Here is a 17,984-nt window from a genome sequence, read left to right on the forward strand (position 1 = left end):
GTGCCGGTGGTCGTCGCCGTGGCCGGGCCGCCGGTGCCGGCGATGCTCAGCGCGAATTGATCGGCGGCGACGAAACGGCCCAGCGGCAGCGCCTTGCGCAGGCGCAGAATCGGCTGCTTCTGGAACACCAGCGGGCCGCTGGCGGTGTCATTGGCGGTGTTGTAGTCGTTGTTGGTGGTATCGCCGTCGCCGTCCGGCACGCTGCGGCCGAGCGCGGCATTCGCGGTGTAGGTGCCGCTGAGCGTCGGCGAGTTGACCGTGACCGGAATGGTGAAGCTGACCGTGCCGCCGTTGGCGCCGGGCGATGCCGCGGCCGCGAGCGGGGTCGGGTTGAGCGCACAGGTGACGATGGTGTTGGCGCCATTGGCGGTGCAGTCGGCCGGCAAGGTGCCCGCGGTCCAGCCGGCGGGCAGGGTCGCGACCACGGTGAAGCCGTCGTTGCCGTCGGTCGCGCCGGGGCCGAGGTTGGTGGCGGTCAGGACAATGTTCTGCAACTGGCCGTAGTTGCTGTAGGCCGGCGCGGGAGTCGTAAGCGTCACCGCGATGTCGGGCAAGCCGGTGACGTCGAGCGTACAGGATTGGTCTTGCTCGTTGAGCAAGGCGATGCCGGTCAGGCAGGTGCCGCTGGTGACGAAGGTATTGGCGGCGATGCCGCCCGGCCGCTGGCTGATCGCTGCGCGGTAGTTGCTGCCGGGCAGCACGTAGATCTCGCTTGCGGTCTGCACGGTGCTGAGGTTGGCGGCGGCATTGGCATGCGGGGTGCGCCCGGCGCCGGTGGTGCCGGCGCCGTTGTCGAGCAAGGTCGCGCCCTGGGTCAGGTTGACCAGCCAACCGCTGCCGCCGCGGGTCTGGTTCCAGGCGAAATCGGTGAAGCTCAGGATCGCCGAGTGGCGTGCCTGCAGCAGGGTGCCGCAATACACGTTGATGCCGTCGTAGCCTTCGCCGCCGGCCTGCATGTACAGGCCCGAGACCAGCGTGGTCGAAGTGTTGCTGCAGAACGGCCCGCGCGCGACGTGGGCGGGTTGGCCGGCCATGGTCTCGCGCACGCCGACTTCGACGCTGGTCGAGGCGCCGGTGGTCATGCGGACCCAGGAATTGGCGTCGAGCGTGAGCGGGCGGCAGACCAGGTTCAACGAGGAGGACCACGGCGGGTATTGGCCGCTCGACCATTCGCGGTCCCAGCCGCCGAACTGGTGTACCAGTTGATTGGCCGGACAGTAGTTGGTGACCTCGGTGCCGGGCTCGGCATAGGTGCCCGACAGTACGTCCGGGGTGCCGTTCGGATTGCGGTTGACCACGTTGACGGTAACGCCATTGGTGGTGATGCCGCCGCAGTACAGGCCCACGCGATTGGTCATGCCGCGGGTCGAGCTGATTCCGGCGCTCATCGACTTGTCGCGGTGATAGCCGCCGCGGACGATCGTGCCCGCCTGGCACTGCAGGGCGCCCGAGCCGACGTCGCCTTTATTGGTGCCGATGGTGCCGGTCGGAGAGGCTCCGGCCTGGACGCCGATGCCGGCCTGGGCATGCGCGGTGCCGACCCCGGCTGCCGAGAGGGCGAACAGGCATAGGGGGGCCAAAAATTTTGCCAACATTCGTAGACGATCCTTGCGAGGCTTCGGGCGCCTGTTCGAGCTGGGGCGCCGCCAATGTGATGCAGGTCGCAAAAAATGTGCCATCCATCACAGTTTTTCAGGAAATCGCTTTCATGTCGGGCCATGGGAGCGGACCGCTGACCGCGCAAGCCCCCTTATTGCGAGCTCGCAACCTGCCGCTGATGGTCAGTTTCTGACCCTGAGTAAGGTTGAGAGCCCCGAAGGCCCGTGGCGAACCGCACGGGTCTTGCTCGATCGGGGGCTGCCGAAACCCGGCCTGTACGGCGCGAGTACGGCCGACGGCATTCGGTGCCGAGGTCGGCGGCAGCGAACGAAGGGGGCCAGGACAAGGGCGCGATCCTTGCAGCGCGGATGTGCGCGATTTGACACCCGCGCGGTTCGCACACTACGGTGCGCGTCCCCGTATCACCGCTATTCGGCGGGCCCAGAGGGACAACATGTCTGAGAGTGTAGCCACCCGCTAAACCCTTCGCTTCGCGAAGGTGGGTAGACGCGTCGAGTTCGTTCGCCATTCGCGCAAAGCGAATGCGCGCCGCCGCGTCCGTTTCGGCTGCAACCGACATCAGACATGACTATTTCGCAAAGAATGCGGCGCGCGCTGTGCGCGTCCGCTCAAGGTGGAGCCATCCGCCATCGCCGCGCCGTCGGCGCGGACTTCATCGCCATCGCCATCGTTTGCCGCGACGCCTCCTGCGCGCGCCCGCCATGCTGCAGGACTTCGGTCTTGCCTGCGCGGCCGTGCTCGAAACCCTGCAACGGGTTGCCGTCATCGCTCAGCATTCCTTGGCGACGGATAGCGCCCCCGCGACACGAGCATCGGAGGCCGACATGTTGAGCCTGTTGATGTTCAGTCGGGTCTGTCGCCACGAGCCCGCGTGCGGGCAGGAGAAACCCATGCAAATCGAACTGGAAAACACCAGGCATCATGCAGGCATCGATGCCGTCACCCGCGCGGCCTTCGCCGGCCACGACGAAGCCGAACTGATCGAACGCCTGCGCGCGGACGGATTGGTCCGGCTGTCCCTGGTCGCCATCGGCGGCGAGCGAGTAGTGGGGCATGTGATGTTCACCACCCTGCATGTCGTCGTCGACGGATGCCTCGTCGATGCGTTGTGCCTCGCCCCGGTATCGGTGCTGCCGCAATACCAGCGGTGTGGAGTGGGCTCGATGCTGATCCGCGAGGGGCTCGCGCGTTCGAAAGCGCTGGGTTGCGAAGCCGTCGTAGTACTCGGCCATGCCGCTTACTACCCGCGCTTCGGTTTCTCCGCGGCCCTGGCGAGCAAACTCGCGGCGCCGTTCGCGGGCGAGTCGTTCATGGCACTCGAATTGGTCGAGGGCGCTCTGAGCGGCGAAGCGGGCGAAGTGGTGTATCCGCCTGCGTTCGGCATCGACGGCGGCCATTGATCGCGTCGCCATAAAGACGAAGCCCACCGCATGCGGTGGGCTTCGTCGTGTCGCGGATCAACGCGGTGTCGATGCGCCGAGCGCATCGACTCAGGGCTCCCAACCGCAGGTGCTCTTGGCATAGGTGAAGTAGCGGGTGCGTTCGCCCCACTGGAAGGGCTCGCCGCAATGGCCGTAGCCCATGCCGCCGACTTCGACCGTGCGGGTCGCGTCGGAGTAGTAGGTGAAGACATAACCTTCGCCGGGGCCGGGATAGGGCAGTGCGGCGGCGGCCAGCGACACGACCATACCGGCCGCGAGCAGGAACAACGACAGCTTCTTCTTCAGCGGTTTGCTGGTTGCGGACATCGGAGTTCTCCTTGAGGCCCGTGCGCGGCGCGCAGCGGATCCAGCCCGCTCGCGGCGGGCTGGACCGGTCTGTGATTCGCGCAGTGAGCGGCCGAGGCGGCCGGTCAGGGCAGCGGGTGGCAGGTGGTCTTGTAGTAGGTCGAGTACGAGGTCATGCGGCCCCACTGGAAGGGCTCGCCGCAGTAACCATAGGAACGACCGCCGACTTCGACCGTGCGCGATGCGTCGGAGTAGAACGTGAAGGTGTAGCTCTCGCCCGGGCCGGCGTGCGGCAGGGCCATTGCGGCCAGCGAGACGAGCATGCCGGCGGCGAGCAGGAACAGCGACTTCTTCTTGAGCTGCTTCTTCGACTGGAACATCAGGACTCTCCCTTGTGCCTGTGGGCTCCGGATAAGCCGGAGTCCCCCGGTTCTACACGAAACCGGCGCATCGCCGCGACGCAGGCCACGGCTGCGAAGTCGGAATCGTGACGGGCTTCCTGATGCGGGTCAGGCTTCGGGCACGTAGCCGTCCGGCTTGGCCGCGCCGCCGCCGAACAGGAATTTCTCCATTTCGCCTTCGAGGAAGGCGCGGTGCTTGGGGTCGAGCGGCGACAGCCGGTTCTCGTTGATCAGCATGGTCTGGTGCGCGAGCCATGCGGCCCAGGCCGGCTTGCCGACATGAGCGAACACGCGCTTGCCCAACTCGCCGGGCCAGGGCACGAAATCCAGGCCTTCGGCCTCGCGTTGTTCGTACTCGCAGAAAACGGTGCGGCTCATGGGGAAAGTCCTGGACGGTAGTGGAATGTGGGGGAGCGCCGCTGCGGTCGCCCGCATCGGCGCGGCGTTACAGCGATTCGATCAGTTTGCGGATCGGCGCCGGAATGCCGAGGACGGCGAGTTCGGCGCGTTCGAACCAGCGCAGGTCGTCATTGTCGCGCACGCCGTTGCGCAAGGCGACCGGGCGCCAGCGCCGCGGCTGCAGTTCGAGTTTGTAATGACTGAAGGCGTGCGCGATCGGCGCCAGTTCCTCGCCGTCGGCGAACTCGCCGCTGACGTGCGCGGCGAACCATTGCGCCGCGCCGTCCTCGTCGTCGCTTTGCGGCAAGGTCCACAACGACGCCCAGATGCCCGCCGGCGGACGGCGTTGCAACAGCACCCGGTTTTTGCGGTCGAGCAGCCACAGTACCTGTGCGTGGCGTTGCGGCGCGACCTTGCCGGGCTTCGGCGTCGGCAGTTCGGCGACTCGGCCTTCGATGCGCGCGACGCAATCGTGTTGCAGCGGACACAGGATGCAGGACGGGTCGCTGCGCGTGCACAGGGTCGCGCCCAGGTCCATCTGCGCCTGGGTGTAGTCGGTCATGCGCGCATGCGGCAGATGCGATTCGGCCAGCGCCCACAACTGGCGTTCGATCGCCGGCAGGCCCGGATAACCGGCGATGCCGTGATAACGGCTCAACACGCGTTTGACGTTGCCGTCGAGGATGGCGTGGCGGTCGTCCCAGGCTTGCGAAAGAATCGCCGCGGCGGTGCTGCGGCCGATGCCGGGCAGCGCGGTGAGGGCATCGATATCGCGCGGCAGGTCGCCGCCGTGGCGTTCGACGCAAAGCTTGGCGGTCGCATGCAGATTGCGCGCACGAGCGTAATAGCCCAGACCCGACCACAGGCCGAGCACGGTATCCAGCGAGGCTGCGGCCAGCGCAGGCAAGGTCGGCAGGGTGTCGACGAAACGCTCGAAGAACGGCGCTGCGGTCTTGACCTGGGTCTGTTGCAGCATGATCTCCGACAGCCACACCCGGTACGGCGTGCGCGGATGCTGCCAAGGCAGGTCGTGGCGGCCGCTGACGTCGAACCAGGCCAACAGGCGGCTGGCGTAGGCGTCGTCGCCGGCGTCGGCGCTGTTGCTGGCTGCGGCCACCGCTGCGGTCTTGCCCGTGCGTGGTTTCGTTGCGCGCTGCTTCATGCAGGTAACTTCATGCAGATGACTTCATACGGGTGACTTCATTCGAGCGGGCGAGTCGCGGCCGGCTTCGGCGCGGGTTGGGATGGCGCTGCCGTCGGCGGAGCGGCGGCTGGCGTCGTCGTCGCGTCGTCGTCTTGTTCGATTTCGATCTCGACCCCTTCGAGCGTGGCGCCGGACACTTCGATCCGCGGTGTGCTCAAGCGGCCGCTCAACGGCGGCAGCAGCGAGCCTTGTGCGCTCGCGTCGACCCAGGCCAATACCGCCGGCAGGCGGAAGCGGCCATCGAAGCGAGTCTGGTCGCGTTGCAGGCGCAGCGCGCTGTCGCCGGAAAAATCGGCCGGGCCGTCGTAGTCGAGCACGAACGGCAACGGCGATTTCGACTGCCCCAACGGTGGCGGCAGCGCAGGCCAGGCTTCGGGCCATTGCGCCAGTACGCCGTCGAGATGCAGTCGCGTGCCATCGCCGAAGGCGAAGCGCCCGCTGGCGTCGAGCTGCGGGATCGCATCTTTGCCGCGCAAGGCGGCGCCGAGCGGCGCCAGGGACAGGGCGGCATCGCGATAGCGCAGCGGCCCGGCCAGGCCGAACACGAACGGCAGATCGGTGTCGCCGGCGCGGTAGCGCGCGTGGGCGCCCAGGCGCAGACGATCGAGGCCGAGGCCGTCGTCGCCCGAATGCAACAGGGCGCCGAGGCGGATCCGCATCGGCAGGGCCCAATCCTTGGCCTGCACGCTGACGCCGCCGGACAAGCCGAGGCCACGCGCCAGCGCGGGACGTTGCAGCGTCGCGGCGAGATCGAACGGAACCTGCACGCCATCGCTGAGCACGCGTCCGCCGATGCGCGCCCGCAGCAGCCGCTGCGGATGCAATTCGGGCGAGGACAGCGAGATCTGCTCGATCGACCAACCCACGCCTACGACGCGGCCGCGCACGATGCGCAGGCCGTCGCTCAGGCTCGGCATACGCAAGGGTTCGGTCGAAGGCGGGCGTGTCGCCAGCCAGCGTTGCAATGCGGCGATATCGAGTTGCGGGGCATCGAGTTCGACCCGTTCCACGTCGAGCACGGCGCCGGCGGCGCGGATCGTGCGCCACGGCAGGGCGAGATAGACGCGTTCGGCGCGCAGCAGCGGCGCGGCCGCACCGGGTTGGCGTACGACCAGGTCGCGCACCACCAGCATCGGCGTGCCGCGCAAGCGGTATTCGCTGGCGCCGCTGGCGCTGAGCTCAAGCCCCAGCGGCTTGCCGACCTGGCTCAGCAAGATGCCGCTGACCTGGCTGGGCTGCGACACCCAGCGTAGGGCGAGCGCGGCGACCAACAGCACGATCGCGACGATCGCGATCCGCTTGCGCGAACGGCGCGCCGGGGCGGCCGTGGTCGTCGCGGGCATGGCGAGGCCGTGCCTCAGCCGCCCAGTGCTTCAGGCAACAGGGCGTCGACGAAGGCCTCGGCATCGAACACGCGCAGATCCTCGGGGCGTTCGCCGATGCCTGCGAAACGGATCGGAATGCCGAACTCGCGGGCGAGCGCGAACACCACGCCGCCCTTGGCGGTGCCGTCGAGCTTGGTCACCACCAGGCCGGTGACACCGACCGCGGCGTGGAACTGGCGCAACTGCGACAGCGCGTTCTGGCCGGTGGTGCCGTCGATGACCATCAGCACTTCGTGCGGCGCGGTGGTGTCGACCTTGGCCAGCACGCGGCGGATCTTGCCGAGTTCGGCCATCAGCCCCTGTTGCGTGTGCAGGCGGCCGGCGGTGTCGGCGATCAGCACCTGGGTACCGCGCGCCTTGGCCGCCTGCAAGGCGTCGAACGCGACCGAGGCGGCATCGGCGTTCTGGCCCTGGGCGACCACCTGCACGCCGTTGCGTTCGCCCCAGGCCTGCAACTGCGCGACCGCGGCGGCGCGGAAGGTGTCGCCGGCGGCGAGCATCAGCGGGCGGTTCTCGTCGCGGAAACGCTTGGCCAACTTGCCGATGGTGGTGGTCTTGCCGACGCCGTTGACGCCGACCGTCAGCACCACGAAAGGCTTGGCCTGGGTATCGATGACCAGCGGCTTGGCGACCGGCTGCAGCATCGCGATCAGGTCCGTGCGCAAAGCCGCGAGCAGGGCGTTGGCGTCGGCGAACTCGCGCGACTTCATGCGCTTGCGCAGGCTTTCGACCAACTGGGTGGTGGCGGTGACGCCGACGTCGGCGGTGATCAGCGCGGTTTCGATCTCGTCGAGCAGGTCGTCGTCCAGGCGCGGGTTGCGCGAGAACAGGCCGCCGAAGCTGCGCGCGAACACGCTGCCGCGCAAACGCTCGCGCCAGCCGGACTTGCCCGCGGCGGCGGCGGGCTTGTCGATGTAGTCGGCCGGGGCGGATTCGCCAGGTACCGAGATGACCGTGGTGGATGCGGTTACCGGTGTTGCCGCGGGCGCCACGGGCAAGGGCGGCTCGACTTCGAGCGCGGCGGCCAGCACTTCGGCCGGCACCGGCGGCTCGACGGCAACTGGTTCGACGGGAGCCGGCTTGACGGGAGCCGGTTCGACGGCAACCGGCGCGACGGCAGGCGGCTGCGGCGCGGACGGCTCGACCGCGGCCGGCGTCGCTGCGGGCGCTTCGGCCGGCGGTGCGGCCGGCTCGGGCCGCGCGCTGGGAAACGCGGCGGCCAGCTCTTCGGTGGTGAAACGGCGCTCGGAAGACGAGCTTCCGCCGGCGGTTTCGGGTTTCTTGCGGCGAAAAAAACTGACCATTCGGGAGGCTGGGGGCGAGAAGGCGCGAGGATGCGCGAGAATGTGCACATGCTAGCACCGGCCTCCAGGCGCCCCCGATGAAGACTCCACAGCGCGGCCCGCGTCCCGTTTCCGCCGCCTCGCGCAGCGCCGCCCCGACCGGCAAGGTCCGCATCATCGGCGGGCGTTGGCGCGGCACCCGCCTGGCCGTGGCCGATGCGCCGGGCCTGCGCCCGACCTCCGACCGCGTGCGCGAGACCTTGTTCAACTGGCTGATGCCGGTGCTGCCGGGCGCGCGCGTACTCGACCTGTTCGCCGGCAGCGGCGCGCTCGGCCTGGAAGCGCTGTCGCGCGGCGCCGCCTCGGCGGTACTGGTCGAACGCGACCCCGCCCTGGCCGCCGAGCTGCGCGCGCTGACCGCCCGCCTGCAAGGCGGCGAGGCGGCCACCGTCGCGCAGGCCGATGCCCTGGCCTGGCTCGCAGCGCAGCCGCGGGCGGGCGAGGGCGCGCCGGGCTTCGACCTGGCCTTCGTCGACCCGCCGTTCGCGGCCGGTTTGTGGAACACGGTCTGGCCGGTCTTGTTGCCGACGCTGGCGCCTTCGGCCTGGCTGTACGTCGAATCGCCGGCCGATGCGGCGATCGACCTGCCCGGCGACTGGCTGCCGCATCGCGAAGGCGCCACCCGCGAGGTCCGTTACGCGGTGTACCGCCGCCTGGCGTCCTGACCGGGCCCGGCGGGCGGCTGCTACACTGCGCCGCATCCGGCGGGGCGGCCTTCCCGCTCCCCGTCATTCCAGCAGCGAACGACCATCGAATGAGCTCGGCCCGCAACCGAATCGCCGTCTATCCCGGCACGTTCGACCCGATCACCAACGGTCACATCGATCTGGTAGACCGCGCCGCCCCATTGTTCGAACGCATGATCATCGGCGTGGCCGAGAGCCCGGGCAAAGGGCCGGCGCTGCCGCTCAAGACCCGGGTCGAGCTGGCCCGCAAGGCGGTCGCCCACCAGCCCAACGTCGAAGTGCGCGGTTTCGACTCGCTGCTGGCGCATTTCGTCGCCCAGGTCGGCGGCGGCGTGCTGCTGCGCGGGCTGCGCGCGGTGTCCGACTTCGAATACGAATTCCAGCTGGCGAGCATGAACCGGCACCTGATCCCGGAGGTCGAGACTCTGTTCCTGACCCCGGCCGAGCAGTACGGCTTCATCTCGTCCTCGCTGGTGCGCGAAATCGCCCGTCTCGGCGGCGACGTTTCCGGCTTCGTGCCGCCGGCCGTGGTCGACGCGCTGCAGGCCGAGTGGCAACGCAACAAACACTGACCACCAAACAAACATCCAAGGGGCAAACGATGAAAACTTCCTCCCGCCTGCTGCTGATCGCCTGCCTGGCGCTGCCGTTCGTGGCCGCGTGCCAGAAAGAGGAGAAGAAGGAAGCCGCGGCCGAGACCGCCGCGCTGCCGGCGCCGAAGACCAGCGACGAAAACGCCTGGAACGCCTACCTGACCGACGTCGTCCAGCGCAATCTCGACGGCGTCAGCGGCAGCACCTACGTCTACGTGCTGCCGGCGCCGGAAGCGCCGACCTTCCAGGGCGACTACGAGCGCATGCTCGAAAAGGCGCAGACCGACCTGTCGCGCGGCATCCTCGAAGGCAACCTGGTGGCGTTCGGTTCGCCGAACTCGGCCAAGACCGCCGACCTGGTCGTCGCTTCGTTCGCCAAGGTCGAGCCGACCACGATGAAGGGCGTCAAGTTCATCTTCATCGGCGACGCCGCCGACAACGAACGCGTCAAGACCGCGGTGGCGGCATCGTCGGTCAACTACGTGTTCGTCGAAGCCAAGTGATTCACCGCCCGGCCGCTAGCGCGGCCGGGGCGTTCCGGACCGCCCAGCGCGGCCGGAGCCATCGATTCGAGCCGCGCAAGCGGCTCGAATCGTTTGTGGGCGGGGAAATCCGGTCTGGCCCGATCGGCCCGGGCAGTCGGGCCGGGTAGGGCGGCAGGCCGCGGCACATTCGCGGCCATGTCCGCGACACGCAGCGTCCCGGCGCTCGGCTATGCCGGCGGACGCCCAAGCCCTACACTGCGAGCTCCATGCCGGCAATGCGACCCCGCGGCTCGCCGGCGACCAGTGCCCATGTCGCTCAAGATCAACGAACTCTGCGTCAACTGCGACGTCTGCGAGCCAGCCTGCCCGAACCAGGCCATCTCCCAGGGCGAAACGATCTATGTGATCGATCCGGCGCGTTGCACCGAATGCGTCGGGCACTATGACGAACCACAATGCGTGGTCGTTTGTCCGGTCGAATGCATCGACCCGGACCCCAACCACGTCGAAACCGAGCCGCAATTGCTGGACAAGCTGCGGCGTCTACAGCAGGAGTGAACACGATGCGCAAGGCGTTGCGGCTGCGGGCCGGTCTGAAGTCTCCCATCTGCTTGATGGCCACCCTGCTGCTGATCGCCTCGCCCGCGTTGTGCGCCGACGGCGGCGCCCGCGCGCCCGCGCGCGCCGCCGCGACGGCCAGCGCGGCCGCGCATCCGCCCGGCACCGCGATCGCCAGCGCGCATTCGCTGTCGACCCAGGCCGGCCTGGAAATCGTTCGTGCCGGCGGCAATGCCTTCGACGCCGCGATCGCGGTGTCCTCGACCCTGTCGGTGGTCGAGCCGATCAGCTCGGGCATCGGCGGCGGCGGTTTCTTCCTGTTGCACGACGCCAAGCGCAATCGCGACATTTTCGTCGACGCGCGCGAGACCGCGCCGGCCGCGTCCACGCCGGCGGCTTATCTGGACGACAAGGGCGAACTCAACCGCGACCGCGCCACCAACGGCCCCTGGTCGGCCGGCATTCCCGGGCTGCCGGCGGCGCTGGTGCACCTGGCGCAAAACTACGGAAAGCTGCCGCTGAAGACTTCGCTGGCGCCGGCGATCCGCATCGCGCGCGAGGGCTTCGAGGTCTATCCGCGCCTGGAAAAGGGCTACGGCAGCCGCCGTGAAGTGATGGAGCGCTACCGCGGCACGCGCGAGGTGTTCCTCGCCGACGGTTCGCCGCCGAAAGCCGGCGAGACCCTCAAGCAGCCGGATCTGGCCCGCACCCTGGAGCTGCTGGCCGAAAAGGGCTTCGATGGTTTCTATCGCGGCGACGTCGCCGCCAAGCTGTTGGCCTCGGTCAAAGAAGAAGGCGGCCAATGGCGCGCCGAGGAACTGGCCGGTTACAAAGTGCGCGAGCGCGAGCCGCTGCGCTTGAAGTACCGCGGTTGGGACATCGTCACCGCGCCGCCGCCGTCCTCGGGTGGTGTGGCCTTGGCCGAGATTCTGCAGGTGCTGCAGGGCTGGGACCTGTCCAAGCTCGATCCCGCGCACCGCACCCACATCCTCGCCGAAGCCATGCGCCGCGCTTATCGCGACCGCACGATTTATCTGGGCGATCCGGATTTCGTGAAGATGCCGATCAAGCGCCTGACCAGCGCCGATTACGCCGCCGGCCTGCGCGCGACGATCCATCCCGAGAAGGCCACGCCGAGCGATCTGCTGTCGGGCCAGCCGGCGCCGCTGGAAGACGACGAGACCACCCATTTCTCGATCATCGACGGCGACGGCAACCGCGTCTCGGCGACCCAGACGGTGAACCTGCTGTACGGCTCGGGCCTGGTCGCGCCGGGCACCGGCGTGCTGCTCAACAACGAAATGGACGACTTCGCCCTGCGCCCGGCCACGCCGAACGCGTTCGGCGTCATGGGTTTCGAAGCCAACGCACCGGAACCCGGCAAGCGCATGCTCAGTTCGATGACGCCGAGTTTCCTGGAATCGTCCGATCGCGTGGTCGCGGTCGGCGCGCCCGGCGGCAGCCGCATCATCACCCAGGTGTTGCTGGCGATCCTCGCCTACGACGCCGGCCTGCAACCGCAGCAGGTCGCCGCGCAACCGCGCATCCATCACCAGTGGATGCCGGACGCGATCTCGGCCGAAGCCGGCGCGCTCGATGCCGGCACCGTCGCCAAGCTCCAGGCCATGGGCCACAAGGTCAACGCCGGCGAATCGACCTGGGGCAACCTGCAGACGGTGATGTGGGACAAGCGCGCCAACACCTTGTCCGGCGGCACCGATCCGCGCAATCCGGTCGGCCAGGCCGAGGTGCAGCCGAACAAGCCCTGAGGCGGCGTCTGCGAAACCGCCGCCGCGATGGCGCGACGGCGGTGCGGTGCAGTAGATTTTGCGGCATGGACGGCGTCAGCACGAAGCGACAGGGGACAGGGCAGTGAGCGACGACAACGACAAGCGTTGGTATACCCGCGTGCCTGCGATCTCGATCGCGCTGGTCGCTTTCCTCGTGGCCCTGACCACCCTGATCAACAACGTGCGCGAGATCGGCGGGCTCAAGGACAAGCCGACGACACCGGCCGCACCCTCGCAGCCGGTCGCGACCGCTCCGGTCAAGCCGGCCGCGCCGCAGGCGCCGGCCCGCTACACGGTGCTGCTGACCCTGGAAAAGATCGAAGTCGTCAACGACGGCACCAACGGCAGCACGGCCTGGTCGTTCGACGTCAGCGCCGGCGGCCAGGATCTGTTCGCGCTGCCGTCGCGCGATTACCTGGACAGCGAAGCCGAGCGCATCGTCGCGCCGCGTCCGACCGACCCCTCGATGGGGCGGGTGGTGCTGGTGGCCGGGCAGGAAATGCTGGTCAAAATCAACGGACGCTCGTCCGGGCTGATCAGCAAGGCCGCGGCCAGCGGCAGCGCCACCCTGTTGGCCGAGCGGCCCCTGGCGCCGGTGCGCGTGGTCGCAGGCGACGGCCGCGATGGGGAGTTCATTTTCCACTTCGCCACCGTCACCACGCCGCAATGACGGCCGCAGGCGCCGTGGCGGCGCCTGCCCATGATCGGCCGCTGCACAGCGTGAGCGGCGCCTGTCCACGATCCGCGGCTTCGCCGCATTCCGGCCCGATGCCTGCGTTTGCGCAGTAAAATCGAGCCATCCTTCGCCAGTGCCCGTAACGGGCGGTGCAGACATGAAGCTCTGGTCGATCCTCGGCAACTCGCAGAAACTCGATGGCGGCGCGATGTTCGGCAATGCGCCGCGCGCGATGTGGGCCAAGTGGTCGCCGCCCGACGAGCACAACCGCATCGCCCTGGCCTGCCGGGCCCTGCTGGCCAGCCCGCTCAACGGCAAGACCGTGTTGTTCGAGGCCGGCATCGGCGCCTTCTTCGAGCCCAAGCTGCGCGAACGCTACGGCGTGGTCGAGGACCGCCATGTCCTGCTCGAATCGTTGGCGCGCGCCGGTTTCGCGCCCGAGGACATCGACGTGGTGGTGCTGTCGCATCTGCATTTCGACCATGCCGGCGGCCTGCTGGCGCCGTGGGCCGAAGGCGAGGCGCCGCGCCTGCTGTTTCCGAACGCGTCCTATCTGGTCGGGCGCGAGCATTACGAACGCGCGCTTCACCCGCATGCGCGCGATCGCGCGAGTTTCATTCCCGAGTTGCCGGGGTTGCTCGAAGCCACCGGCAAGCTCGAACTGGTCGAGGGTGCGCATTCCAGGCTGCTCGGCGACAGCGTGCGTTTCCACTACAGCGACGGCCACACGCCGGGGCTGATGCTGGCCGAGATCGTCGGCCCCGACAGCGTCGGCGGCGAGCCGCACGGCGGCGTGGTGTTCTGCGCCGACCTGATTCCCGGACGGCCGTGGGTGCACGTGCCGATCACCATGGGCTACGACCGCAACGCCGAACTGCTGATCGACGAGAAGAAGAACTTCCTCAGCGACAAGCTCGCGCGCAACGTGCATCTGTTCTTCACCCACGACCCCGAGTGCGCGTTGGCCCAGGTCGTGCGCGACGACAAGGGCAAGTTCGGCACCGCGCACGAAGTCGCCGAACTGCAGGCGCGGACGCTGGCCGCATGGGCTGCGTGAGCGGCCGCCGGCGCCGGGCGGCGCTGGTCGTGTGCGCCATCGCCTTGCTGGCGATGTGCGTGTTCGCGGGCACGGCAGTCGCCCAAGCCGAAGACCCGGGCGAACCGCTCGGCGAGCCGCGCAGCGGCAAACGCCTGCTGGATCGCGATTTCGGCGTGGAAACGCGCGAGTTCGGCCTGGATCGTCGGGTCGAGATGTACCAGTGGCGTTCGGTCGGCGAGGGCTATGAGCGGGTCTGGAACGCGGCGCCGATCGATTCCTCGAAGTTCTCGGCCGGGCACGTCAATCCCGCGCGCCTGCCCTTGGAGAACAAACGCTGGTGGGCCGACGCCGCGACCCTCGACGGCAAACCGATCCGCCCCGAGGTGCTGCGCGCGGTCGGCGAGTGGCGTTTGTTCCGTCCGAATTTCAGCCGCCTGCCGGCGAACCTCGCCGCGACCTTCCAGCCGGAAGGCGACGGCCTCGGCAGTGCCGAGAACCCGCTCGACCCGCAGATCGGCGATCTGCGCGTGAGCTGGCGCGAGCTGCGGTTGCCGCCCTTGGAAGGCAAGCTGGAATTGCGCGAAGGCAGTTGGCGTTTGCGCCCCGAAGCCGCCGCGGCGGCCTTGAACGCCGCGCCCGCGCGCGAGCCGAATGCGGCGGCCTCGCTCGACCGCGACGACGGCCGCTGGTCGCCGGCCTGGTTCGCCACCGCGGTGGGGTTCGCCCTGATCTTGCTGTACCGGTTGCGCAAGCGGCGCCAGCGCAAGACGTCTTGAGGTTTCGCTCGGGCGCAGCCGTCTTCGCTGCGCCGGGGCGCTTGCGTGGCGCGAGCACCGCATCGATGGAAATACGCGCCGGGTCGCCCCCGCACGCGTGGCGGGGCGCGATCCCGCTTGCGACAACGCTCAAGCGTAATGCTTGGTCCCGAAGATCTTGTCGCCGGCATCGCCGAGGCCGGGCAGGATGTAGCCGACTTCGTTGAGGCGTTCGTCGACCGAAGCGGTGAAGACTTCGACGTCGGGATGGCGCGCTTCCAGCGCCTTCAGGCCTTCCGGTGCGGCGACCAGGAACAGACCCTTGATGCGCTTGCAGCCGGCGGCCTTGAGCAGGTCGATGGTCGCGATCAGGCTGCCGCCGGTGGCGAGCATCGGGTCGAGGATCAGCGCGGTGCGCTCTTCCATGCGGCCGGTGAGTTTTTCGTAGTAGCCGACCGGTTGCAGGGTCTGCTCGTCGCGCTGCAGGCCGACCACGCCGACCTTGGCTGCTGGGATCAGTTCCAGCACGCCCGGCAGCATGCCCAGGCCGGCGCGCAGGATCGGCACCAGGGTGACCTTGGCGCCCTTGATGCGGCGGGTGACGACCGGCCCGGCCCAGCCTTCGACCACGGCCTCCTCGGTTTCCAGGTCGGCGGTGGCTTCGTAGGTCAGCAGGGTCGCGACTTCCGAGGCCAGTTCGCGGAACGACTTGGTGCTGTTGTCGGCGCGGCGCATCAGGCCGAGCTTGTGCTGCACGAGCGGGTGGCGGACTTCGACGATTTTCATGAGCGGCCTTTATGCGGGTGTTTGCCGGGCGGTCTTGGCCGCAAGCATTGATGGTTGAAGGGCAGGGCGCAAGCGTCGCGCAGGCGGATGCAGGCGTTCGCGCTCACCGCGGTGAAGGAAATGGCGGCGACGCGGGCGTCAAGGTGGCGCTGCTTGCGCTGCGAGCGGGGCGAAGCGGGGTTCCGGCCGCTGGCTTCCGGCGGCCAGCGGGGAGAACTCAGTCTGCGACGGCGTAGAGGTTGTCGCCGTCGGCGATCACCTGGGCGACGAACAGCGAAAATCCGCGGATCTCGGCTGGGTCGGTGAACCGGGCCTCGAGCCGCTTCAGTTCGGCATGCAGATCCGCCAGTTCGCAGGACGAGATCTCGGCGTCGGCGAGGTAGTCGTGCAGCCTGCGCAGCAGCGGATACTCGTGGTGCGGCAGCGCCCGGGCCATCAACTGCTGGTGGAAGGGCAGGTCGATGGCGAACGATTTGCGCGAGGCGGGCGCCTCGCGTTCGTGCCGGGCCTGGATCAGGTCGAGCGCCATGACGGGGCGCAAGTCGGGCCGCGGCGTGGCCGCGGCCGACATGCGTTCGGCCTCAGGCCGTGCGTACGTACTGGATCTCGACGCCGTCGCTGTCGCCGATGGCCGCGCGCAGCACGGTGATCAGCGAGCCCGCATTGAGATGATCGATCTCGATCATGTCGACGGTGGCGTGGTCGATGAAGTAGTTCTGGTCCTTGCTGTCTTCTTCTTCCAGCGCCGCGACGAGGATCTGCAATTCCTCTTCGCTGATCTCGCCGATGTCGGCGCCGGTGTCCTTGTTCGACAAACGAATCATTCCGCGACCTCAGTTGGGATGGACCAAGCCTATCAGGCCGCGACAGCCTGGTGCGCGCGCGGGCCTTCGCGCAGGGCGCGGCCGACCATCGACACCAGCAGTTCGATCTCGTCGCTGCCGATGGTGAAGTTCGGGGTGAAGCGCAGCGAGTTGACGCCGCCATGGATCACGCCGATGCCGCGCTCGCGCAGCCATTCTTCGGTCGAACCGGCGCCATAGCACTTGAACTGCGGGGCGAGTTCGCACGAGAACAGCAGGCCGGTGCCCTGGACCTTGGTGATCAGGCCGCCGAGTTCGCTCTTGAGCTTCTCCAGCTTTTCAATCGCCTCGGCGCCGCGGTTGCGGATATTGGCCTGCAGTTCCGGGGTGACGTGTTCCATCACCGCGACGGCGACGTCGAGGGCGCGCGGGTTGCTGGTCATGGTGTTGCCGTACAGACCCTTGCGGTACAGCGAGGCGGCGCGTTCGCCGACCGCGAGCACCGACAGCGGGTACTGACCGGCGTTGAGCGCCTTGGAATAGGTTTCCATGTCCGGCGCTTCCAGGCCTTCGAAGCCCGGGTAGTCGACGATCGACAGCACGCCGTGGGCGCGCAGGCCGGCCTGGATCGAATCGACCAGCAGCAGCGAACCGTGGTTGCGGGTCAGCTCGCGGGCGGCGGCATAGAACGCCGGCGGCACGCCGCGGCCGGGGTCGCCTTCGCCCATGACCGGCTCCAGGAACATCGCCTCGACGAACCAGCCGTTGCTGTCGGCGTCGGCGAACACCTTCTTGAGCGCGTCGACGTCGTAGGGCTCGACGGTGATGACCGAGTCTTCGTTGCGGAAGCTGGCCAAGTGCTGGATGTAGGCCTTGCGTGAGGAATCCGAGTACAGCGCCGGGCGCTCGGTGCGGCCGTGGAAGCTGCCCTTGACCACGACGCGCTTGATCGCGCGGCCGGCGTGGCGCGCGCCCGGGTCGGTCATCAGCTTGCTGTTGACGTCGGCGATGCGCGCGGCCAGCGACACCGATTCGGAACCGGAGTTGAGGCAGAAGAAACGCTCGTACGGGCATTCGCCGCGGGTGGTGCCGATGGCCCCGCGCAGGGCGCGCTCGAAGCGCAGCTGCGACAGCGACGGGGTCATGATGTTGGCCATCACCTGCGGCTTGGCCATCGCCGCGATCACCGCCGAGGGGGTGTGGCCGAAGCCGAGCATGCCGTAGCCGCCGGAGTCGTGCAGCACCGCGCCCTTCAGGGTGATCACCCAGGGGCCGCGCGCGGTCAGGGCGACATAGGGATTGACGCCGTCGTCGGGATAGAAATTGACGTAGCCGGCCTGGACGGCCTGGATCTGCGCATCCTCGTCGAGGTCGAGCAGGTCGGCGTGCAGGTCGCGGATCAGGGCGTACTCGGCCGCGGCCGCGGCGATGGCTTCGCCGAGTTCGGGGTGGGTCACGGCGAAGCGGGCGACGGTGTCGTCGTCCAGGCCGACGGTGCGGCGTTTGCCGGCGTGAGCGCGCAGCGGCGCGAGTTGGCTGAGCAGGTTGTTCATCGTCAATCTCCACAGGCCGGCGATATGCGCGGCCTCTCCGGTTTTCGGCCGAGGCCGAAGGCTTCATCACATGGGAGACCGGTCCGCCTTCATGGCTGGACGCTCGCAGTTGCAGCGGCATTGCCGCCAAGCGCCATCTCTCACACCCATACAACGTAAGGAACAACGAAAGATCGCAGTC

General features: G+C 68.5%; 20 protein-coding genes. 9 read left to right on the forward strand and 11 right to left on the reverse strand.

The genetic code is table 11. The annotated features are described in order from the left end of the window. Positions 1–1,595, reverse strand: a 1,595-nt coding sequence (locus ACTJJK_RS17935; protein ID WP_440730863.1) for a hypothetical protein, incomplete at its 3' end; no start/stop codon positions are given. Positions 1,596–2,321: 726 nt separating this feature from the next. On the opposite strand from ACTJJK_RS17935, the gene ACTJJK_RS17940 reads away from it, so the two are divergent. Continuing rightward, positions 2,322–3,020 carry a GNAT family N-acetyltransferase gene (locus ACTJJK_RS17940; protein ID WP_440730864.1) on the forward strand — a complete coding sequence of 233 codons (699 nt, stop codon included), beginning with the start codon at positions 2,322–2,324 and terminating at the stop codon, positions 3,018–3,020. A 90-nt stretch (positions 3,021–3,110) separates the two neighbouring features. Here ACTJJK_RS17940 and ACTJJK_RS17945 read toward each other — a convergent pair whose 3' ends face one another. From ACTJJK_RS17945 to ftsY, 6 genes are all read right to left on the reverse strand, one after another. Then, entirely contained in the window at positions 3,111–3,368 is a 258-nt protein-coding gene (locus ACTJJK_RS17945) for a DUF6289 family protein (RefSeq protein ID WP_031372919.1), read from the reverse strand. Positions 3,369–3,472: 104 nt separating this feature from the next. Further along, positions 3,473–3,727 (reverse strand): hypothetical protein, encoded by a 255-nt coding sequence (locus tag ACTJJK_RS17950; protein ID WP_031372920.1) that lies wholly within the window; start codon positions 3,725–3,727, stop codon positions 3,473–3,475. Between the two features lie 129 nt (positions 3,728–3,856). After that, positions 3,857–4,126, reverse strand: a complete 270-nt coding sequence (locus tag ACTJJK_RS17955) for an oxidative damage protection protein (protein ID WP_031372921.1) — start codon at positions 4,124–4,126, stop codon at positions 3,857–3,859. Between the two features lie 67 nt (positions 4,127–4,193). Beyond that, a complete protein-coding gene (gene mutY / locus ACTJJK_RS17960; RefSeq protein ID WP_223621147.1) occupies positions 4,194–5,309 on the reverse strand; it encodes an A/G-specific adenine glycosylase in 1,116 nt (371 codons plus the stop codon). 38 nt (positions 5,310–5,347) lie between these two features. Next, positions 5,348–6,694 carry a hypothetical protein gene (locus ACTJJK_RS17965; protein ID WP_031372923.1) on the reverse strand — a complete coding sequence of 449 codons (1,347 nt, stop codon included), beginning with the start codon at positions 6,692–6,694 and terminating at the stop codon, positions 5,348–5,350. 14 nt (positions 6,695–6,708) lie between these two features. Further along, positions 6,709–8,040 (reverse strand): signal recognition particle-docking protein FtsY, encoded by a 1,332-nt coding sequence (gene ftsY / locus ACTJJK_RS17970; RefSeq protein ID WP_440730865.1) that lies wholly within the window; start codon positions 8,038–8,040, stop codon positions 6,709–6,711. Between the two features lie 77 nt (positions 8,041–8,117). On the opposite strand from ftsY, the gene rsmD reads away from it, so the two are divergent. From rsmD to ACTJJK_RS18010, 8 genes are all read left to right on the forward strand, one after another. Further along, a complete protein-coding gene (gene rsmD / locus ACTJJK_RS17975; RefSeq protein ID WP_440730866.1) occupies positions 8,118–8,744 on the forward strand; it encodes a 16S rRNA (guanine(966)-N(2))-methyltransferase RsmD in 627 nt (208 codons plus the stop codon). Positions 8,745–8,833: 89 nt separating this feature from the next. Further along, complete coding sequence (gene coaD / locus ACTJJK_RS17980; protein WP_031372926.1) at positions 8,834–9,337, forward strand: pantetheine-phosphate adenylyltransferase; 504 nt, start codon at positions 8,834–8,836, stop codon at positions 9,335–9,337. A 29-nt stretch (positions 9,338–9,366) separates the two neighbouring features. Beyond that, positions 9,367–9,861, forward strand: coding sequence for a hypothetical protein (locus ACTJJK_RS17985; RefSeq protein WP_031372927.1), 495 nt, complete (start codon positions 9,367–9,369; stop codon positions 9,859–9,861). A 291-nt stretch (positions 9,862–10,152) separates the two neighbouring features. Further along, positions 10,153–10,401, forward strand: a complete 249-nt coding sequence (locus tag ACTJJK_RS17990; RefSeq protein ID WP_031372928.1) for a YfhL family 4Fe-4S dicluster ferredoxin — start codon at positions 10,153–10,155, stop codon at positions 10,399–10,401. A 56-nt stretch (positions 10,402–10,457) separates the two neighbouring features. Next, positions 10,458–12,170, forward strand: coding sequence for a gamma-glutamyltransferase (ggt, locus tag ACTJJK_RS17995; protein WP_440730882.1), 1,713 nt, complete (start codon positions 10,458–10,460; stop codon positions 12,168–12,170). A 103-nt stretch (positions 12,171–12,273) separates the two neighbouring features. Further along, entirely contained in the window at positions 12,274–12,861 is a 588-nt protein-coding gene (locus ACTJJK_RS18000) for a hypothetical protein (RefSeq protein WP_031372930.1), read from the forward strand. 163 nt (positions 12,862–13,024) lie between these two features. Further along, complete coding sequence (locus ACTJJK_RS18005; RefSeq protein ID WP_440730867.1) at positions 13,025–13,924, forward strand: MBL fold metallo-hydrolase; 900 nt, start codon at positions 13,025–13,027, stop codon at positions 13,922–13,924. Next, entirely contained in the window at positions 13,921–14,682 is a 762-nt protein-coding gene (locus tag ACTJJK_RS18010) for a TMEM43 family protein (protein WP_440730868.1), read from the forward strand. Before ACTJJK_RS18005 ends, ACTJJK_RS18010 begins: the two co-directional genes overlap by 4 nt. A gap of 129 nt (positions 14,683–14,811) precedes the next feature. Here ACTJJK_RS18010 and upp read toward each other — a convergent pair whose 3' ends face one another. The 4 genes from upp to ACTJJK_RS18030 all read right to left on the reverse strand — a co-directional run bounded on the left by upp (position 14,812) and on the right by ACTJJK_RS18030 (position 17,803). After that, on the reverse strand, positions 14,812–15,447 hold the full coding sequence (gene upp, locus ACTJJK_RS18015; RefSeq protein ID WP_440730869.1) for a uracil phosphoribosyltransferase: 636 nt from the start codon (positions 15,445–15,447) through the stop codon (positions 14,812–14,814). 217 nt (positions 15,448–15,664) lie between these two features. After that, the gene (locus tag ACTJJK_RS18020; RefSeq protein ID WP_031372934.1) at positions 15,665–16,018 is read right to left on the reverse strand and encodes a hypothetical protein; all 354 of its coding nucleotides are present in this window, start codon (positions 16,016–16,018) and stop codon (positions 15,665–15,667) included. 10 nt (positions 16,019–16,028) lie between these two features. Then, positions 16,029–16,271 carry a hypothetical protein gene (locus ACTJJK_RS18025; protein WP_031372935.1) on the reverse strand — a complete coding sequence of 81 codons (243 nt, stop codon included), beginning with the start codon at positions 16,269–16,271 and terminating at the stop codon, positions 16,029–16,031. A gap of 32 nt (positions 16,272–16,303) precedes the next feature. Then, a complete protein-coding gene (locus ACTJJK_RS18030; RefSeq protein WP_031372936.1) occupies positions 16,304–17,803 on the reverse strand; it encodes an aminotransferase class III-fold pyridoxal phosphate-dependent enzyme in 1,500 nt (499 codons plus the stop codon). Positions 17,804–17,984 lie beyond the last annotated feature (181 nt).

Origin of the sequence: Lysobacter sp. 22409, assembly GCF_052045105.1 — a bacterium.
Classification (GTDB): domain Bacteria; phylum Pseudomonadota; class Gammaproteobacteria; order Xanthomonadales; family Xanthomonadaceae; genus Lysobacter; species Lysobacter antibioticus_B.

Bases quoted from the DNA above. Each gene is read 5' to 3' on its own strand.
- ftsY (WP_440730865.1), bottom strand. From the start codon at position 8,040: ATGGTCAGTTTTTTTCGCCGCAAGAAACCCGAAACCGCCGGCGGAAGC.
- ACTJJK_RS18025 (WP_031372935.1), bottom strand. From the start codon at position 16,271: ATGATTCGTTTGTCGAACAAGGACACCGGCGCCGACATCGGCGAGATC.
- ACTJJK_RS17965 (WP_031372923.1), bottom strand. From the start codon at position 6,694: ATGCCCGCGACGACCACGGCCGCCCCGGCGCGCCGTTCGCGCAAGCGG.
- ACTJJK_RS17990 (WP_031372928.1), top strand. From the start codon at position 10,153: ATGTCGCTCAAGATCAACGAACTCTGCGTCAACTGCGACGTCTGCGAG.
- ACTJJK_RS17985 (WP_031372927.1), top strand. From the start codon at position 9,367: ATGAAAACTTCCTCCCGCCTGCTGCTGATCGCCTGCCTGGCGCTGCCG.
- coaD (WP_031372926.1), top strand. From the start codon at position 8,834: ATGAGCTCGGCCCGCAACCGAATCGCCGTCTATCCCGGCACGTTCGAC.
- ACTJJK_RS17945 (WP_031372919.1), bottom strand. From the start codon at position 3,368: ATGTCCGCAACCAGCAAACCGCTGAAGAAGAAGCTGTCGTTGTTCCTG.
- rsmD (WP_440730866.1), top strand. From the start codon at position 8,118: ATGAAGACTCCACAGCGCGGCCCGCGTCCCGTTTCCGCCGCCTCGCGC.
- mutY (WP_223621147.1), bottom strand. From the start codon at position 5,309: ATGAAGCAGCGCGCAACGAAACCACGCACGGGCAAGACCGCAGCGGTG.
- ACTJJK_RS17955 (WP_031372921.1), bottom strand. From the start codon at position 4,126: ATGAGCCGCACCGTTTTCTGCGAGTACGAACAACGCGAGGCCGAAGGC.
- ggt (WP_440730882.1), top strand. From the start codon at position 10,458: ATGGCCACCCTGCTGCTGATCGCCTCGCCCGCGTTGTGCGCCGACGGC.
- upp (WP_440730869.1), bottom strand. From the start codon at position 15,447: ATGAAAATCGTCGAAGTCCGCCACCCGCTCGTGCAGCACAAGCTCGGC.
- ACTJJK_RS18005 (WP_440730867.1), top strand. From the start codon at position 13,025: ATGAAGCTCTGGTCGATCCTCGGCAACTCGCAGAAACTCGATGGCGGC.
- ACTJJK_RS17950 (WP_031372920.1), bottom strand. From the start codon at position 3,727: ATGTTCCAGTCGAAGAAGCAGCTCAAGAAGAAGTCGCTGTTCCTGCTC.
- ACTJJK_RS18030 (WP_031372936.1), bottom strand. From the start codon at position 17,803: ATGAACAACCTGCTCAGCCAACTCGCGCCGCTGCGCGCTCACGCCGGC.
- ACTJJK_RS18020 (WP_031372934.1), bottom strand. From the start codon at position 16,018: ATGTCGGCCGCGGCCACGCCGCGGCCCGACTTGCGCCCCGTCATGGCG.
- ACTJJK_RS17940 (WP_440730864.1), top strand. From the start codon at position 2,322: ATGCTGCAGGACTTCGGTCTTGCCTGCGCGGCCGTGCTCGAAACCCTG.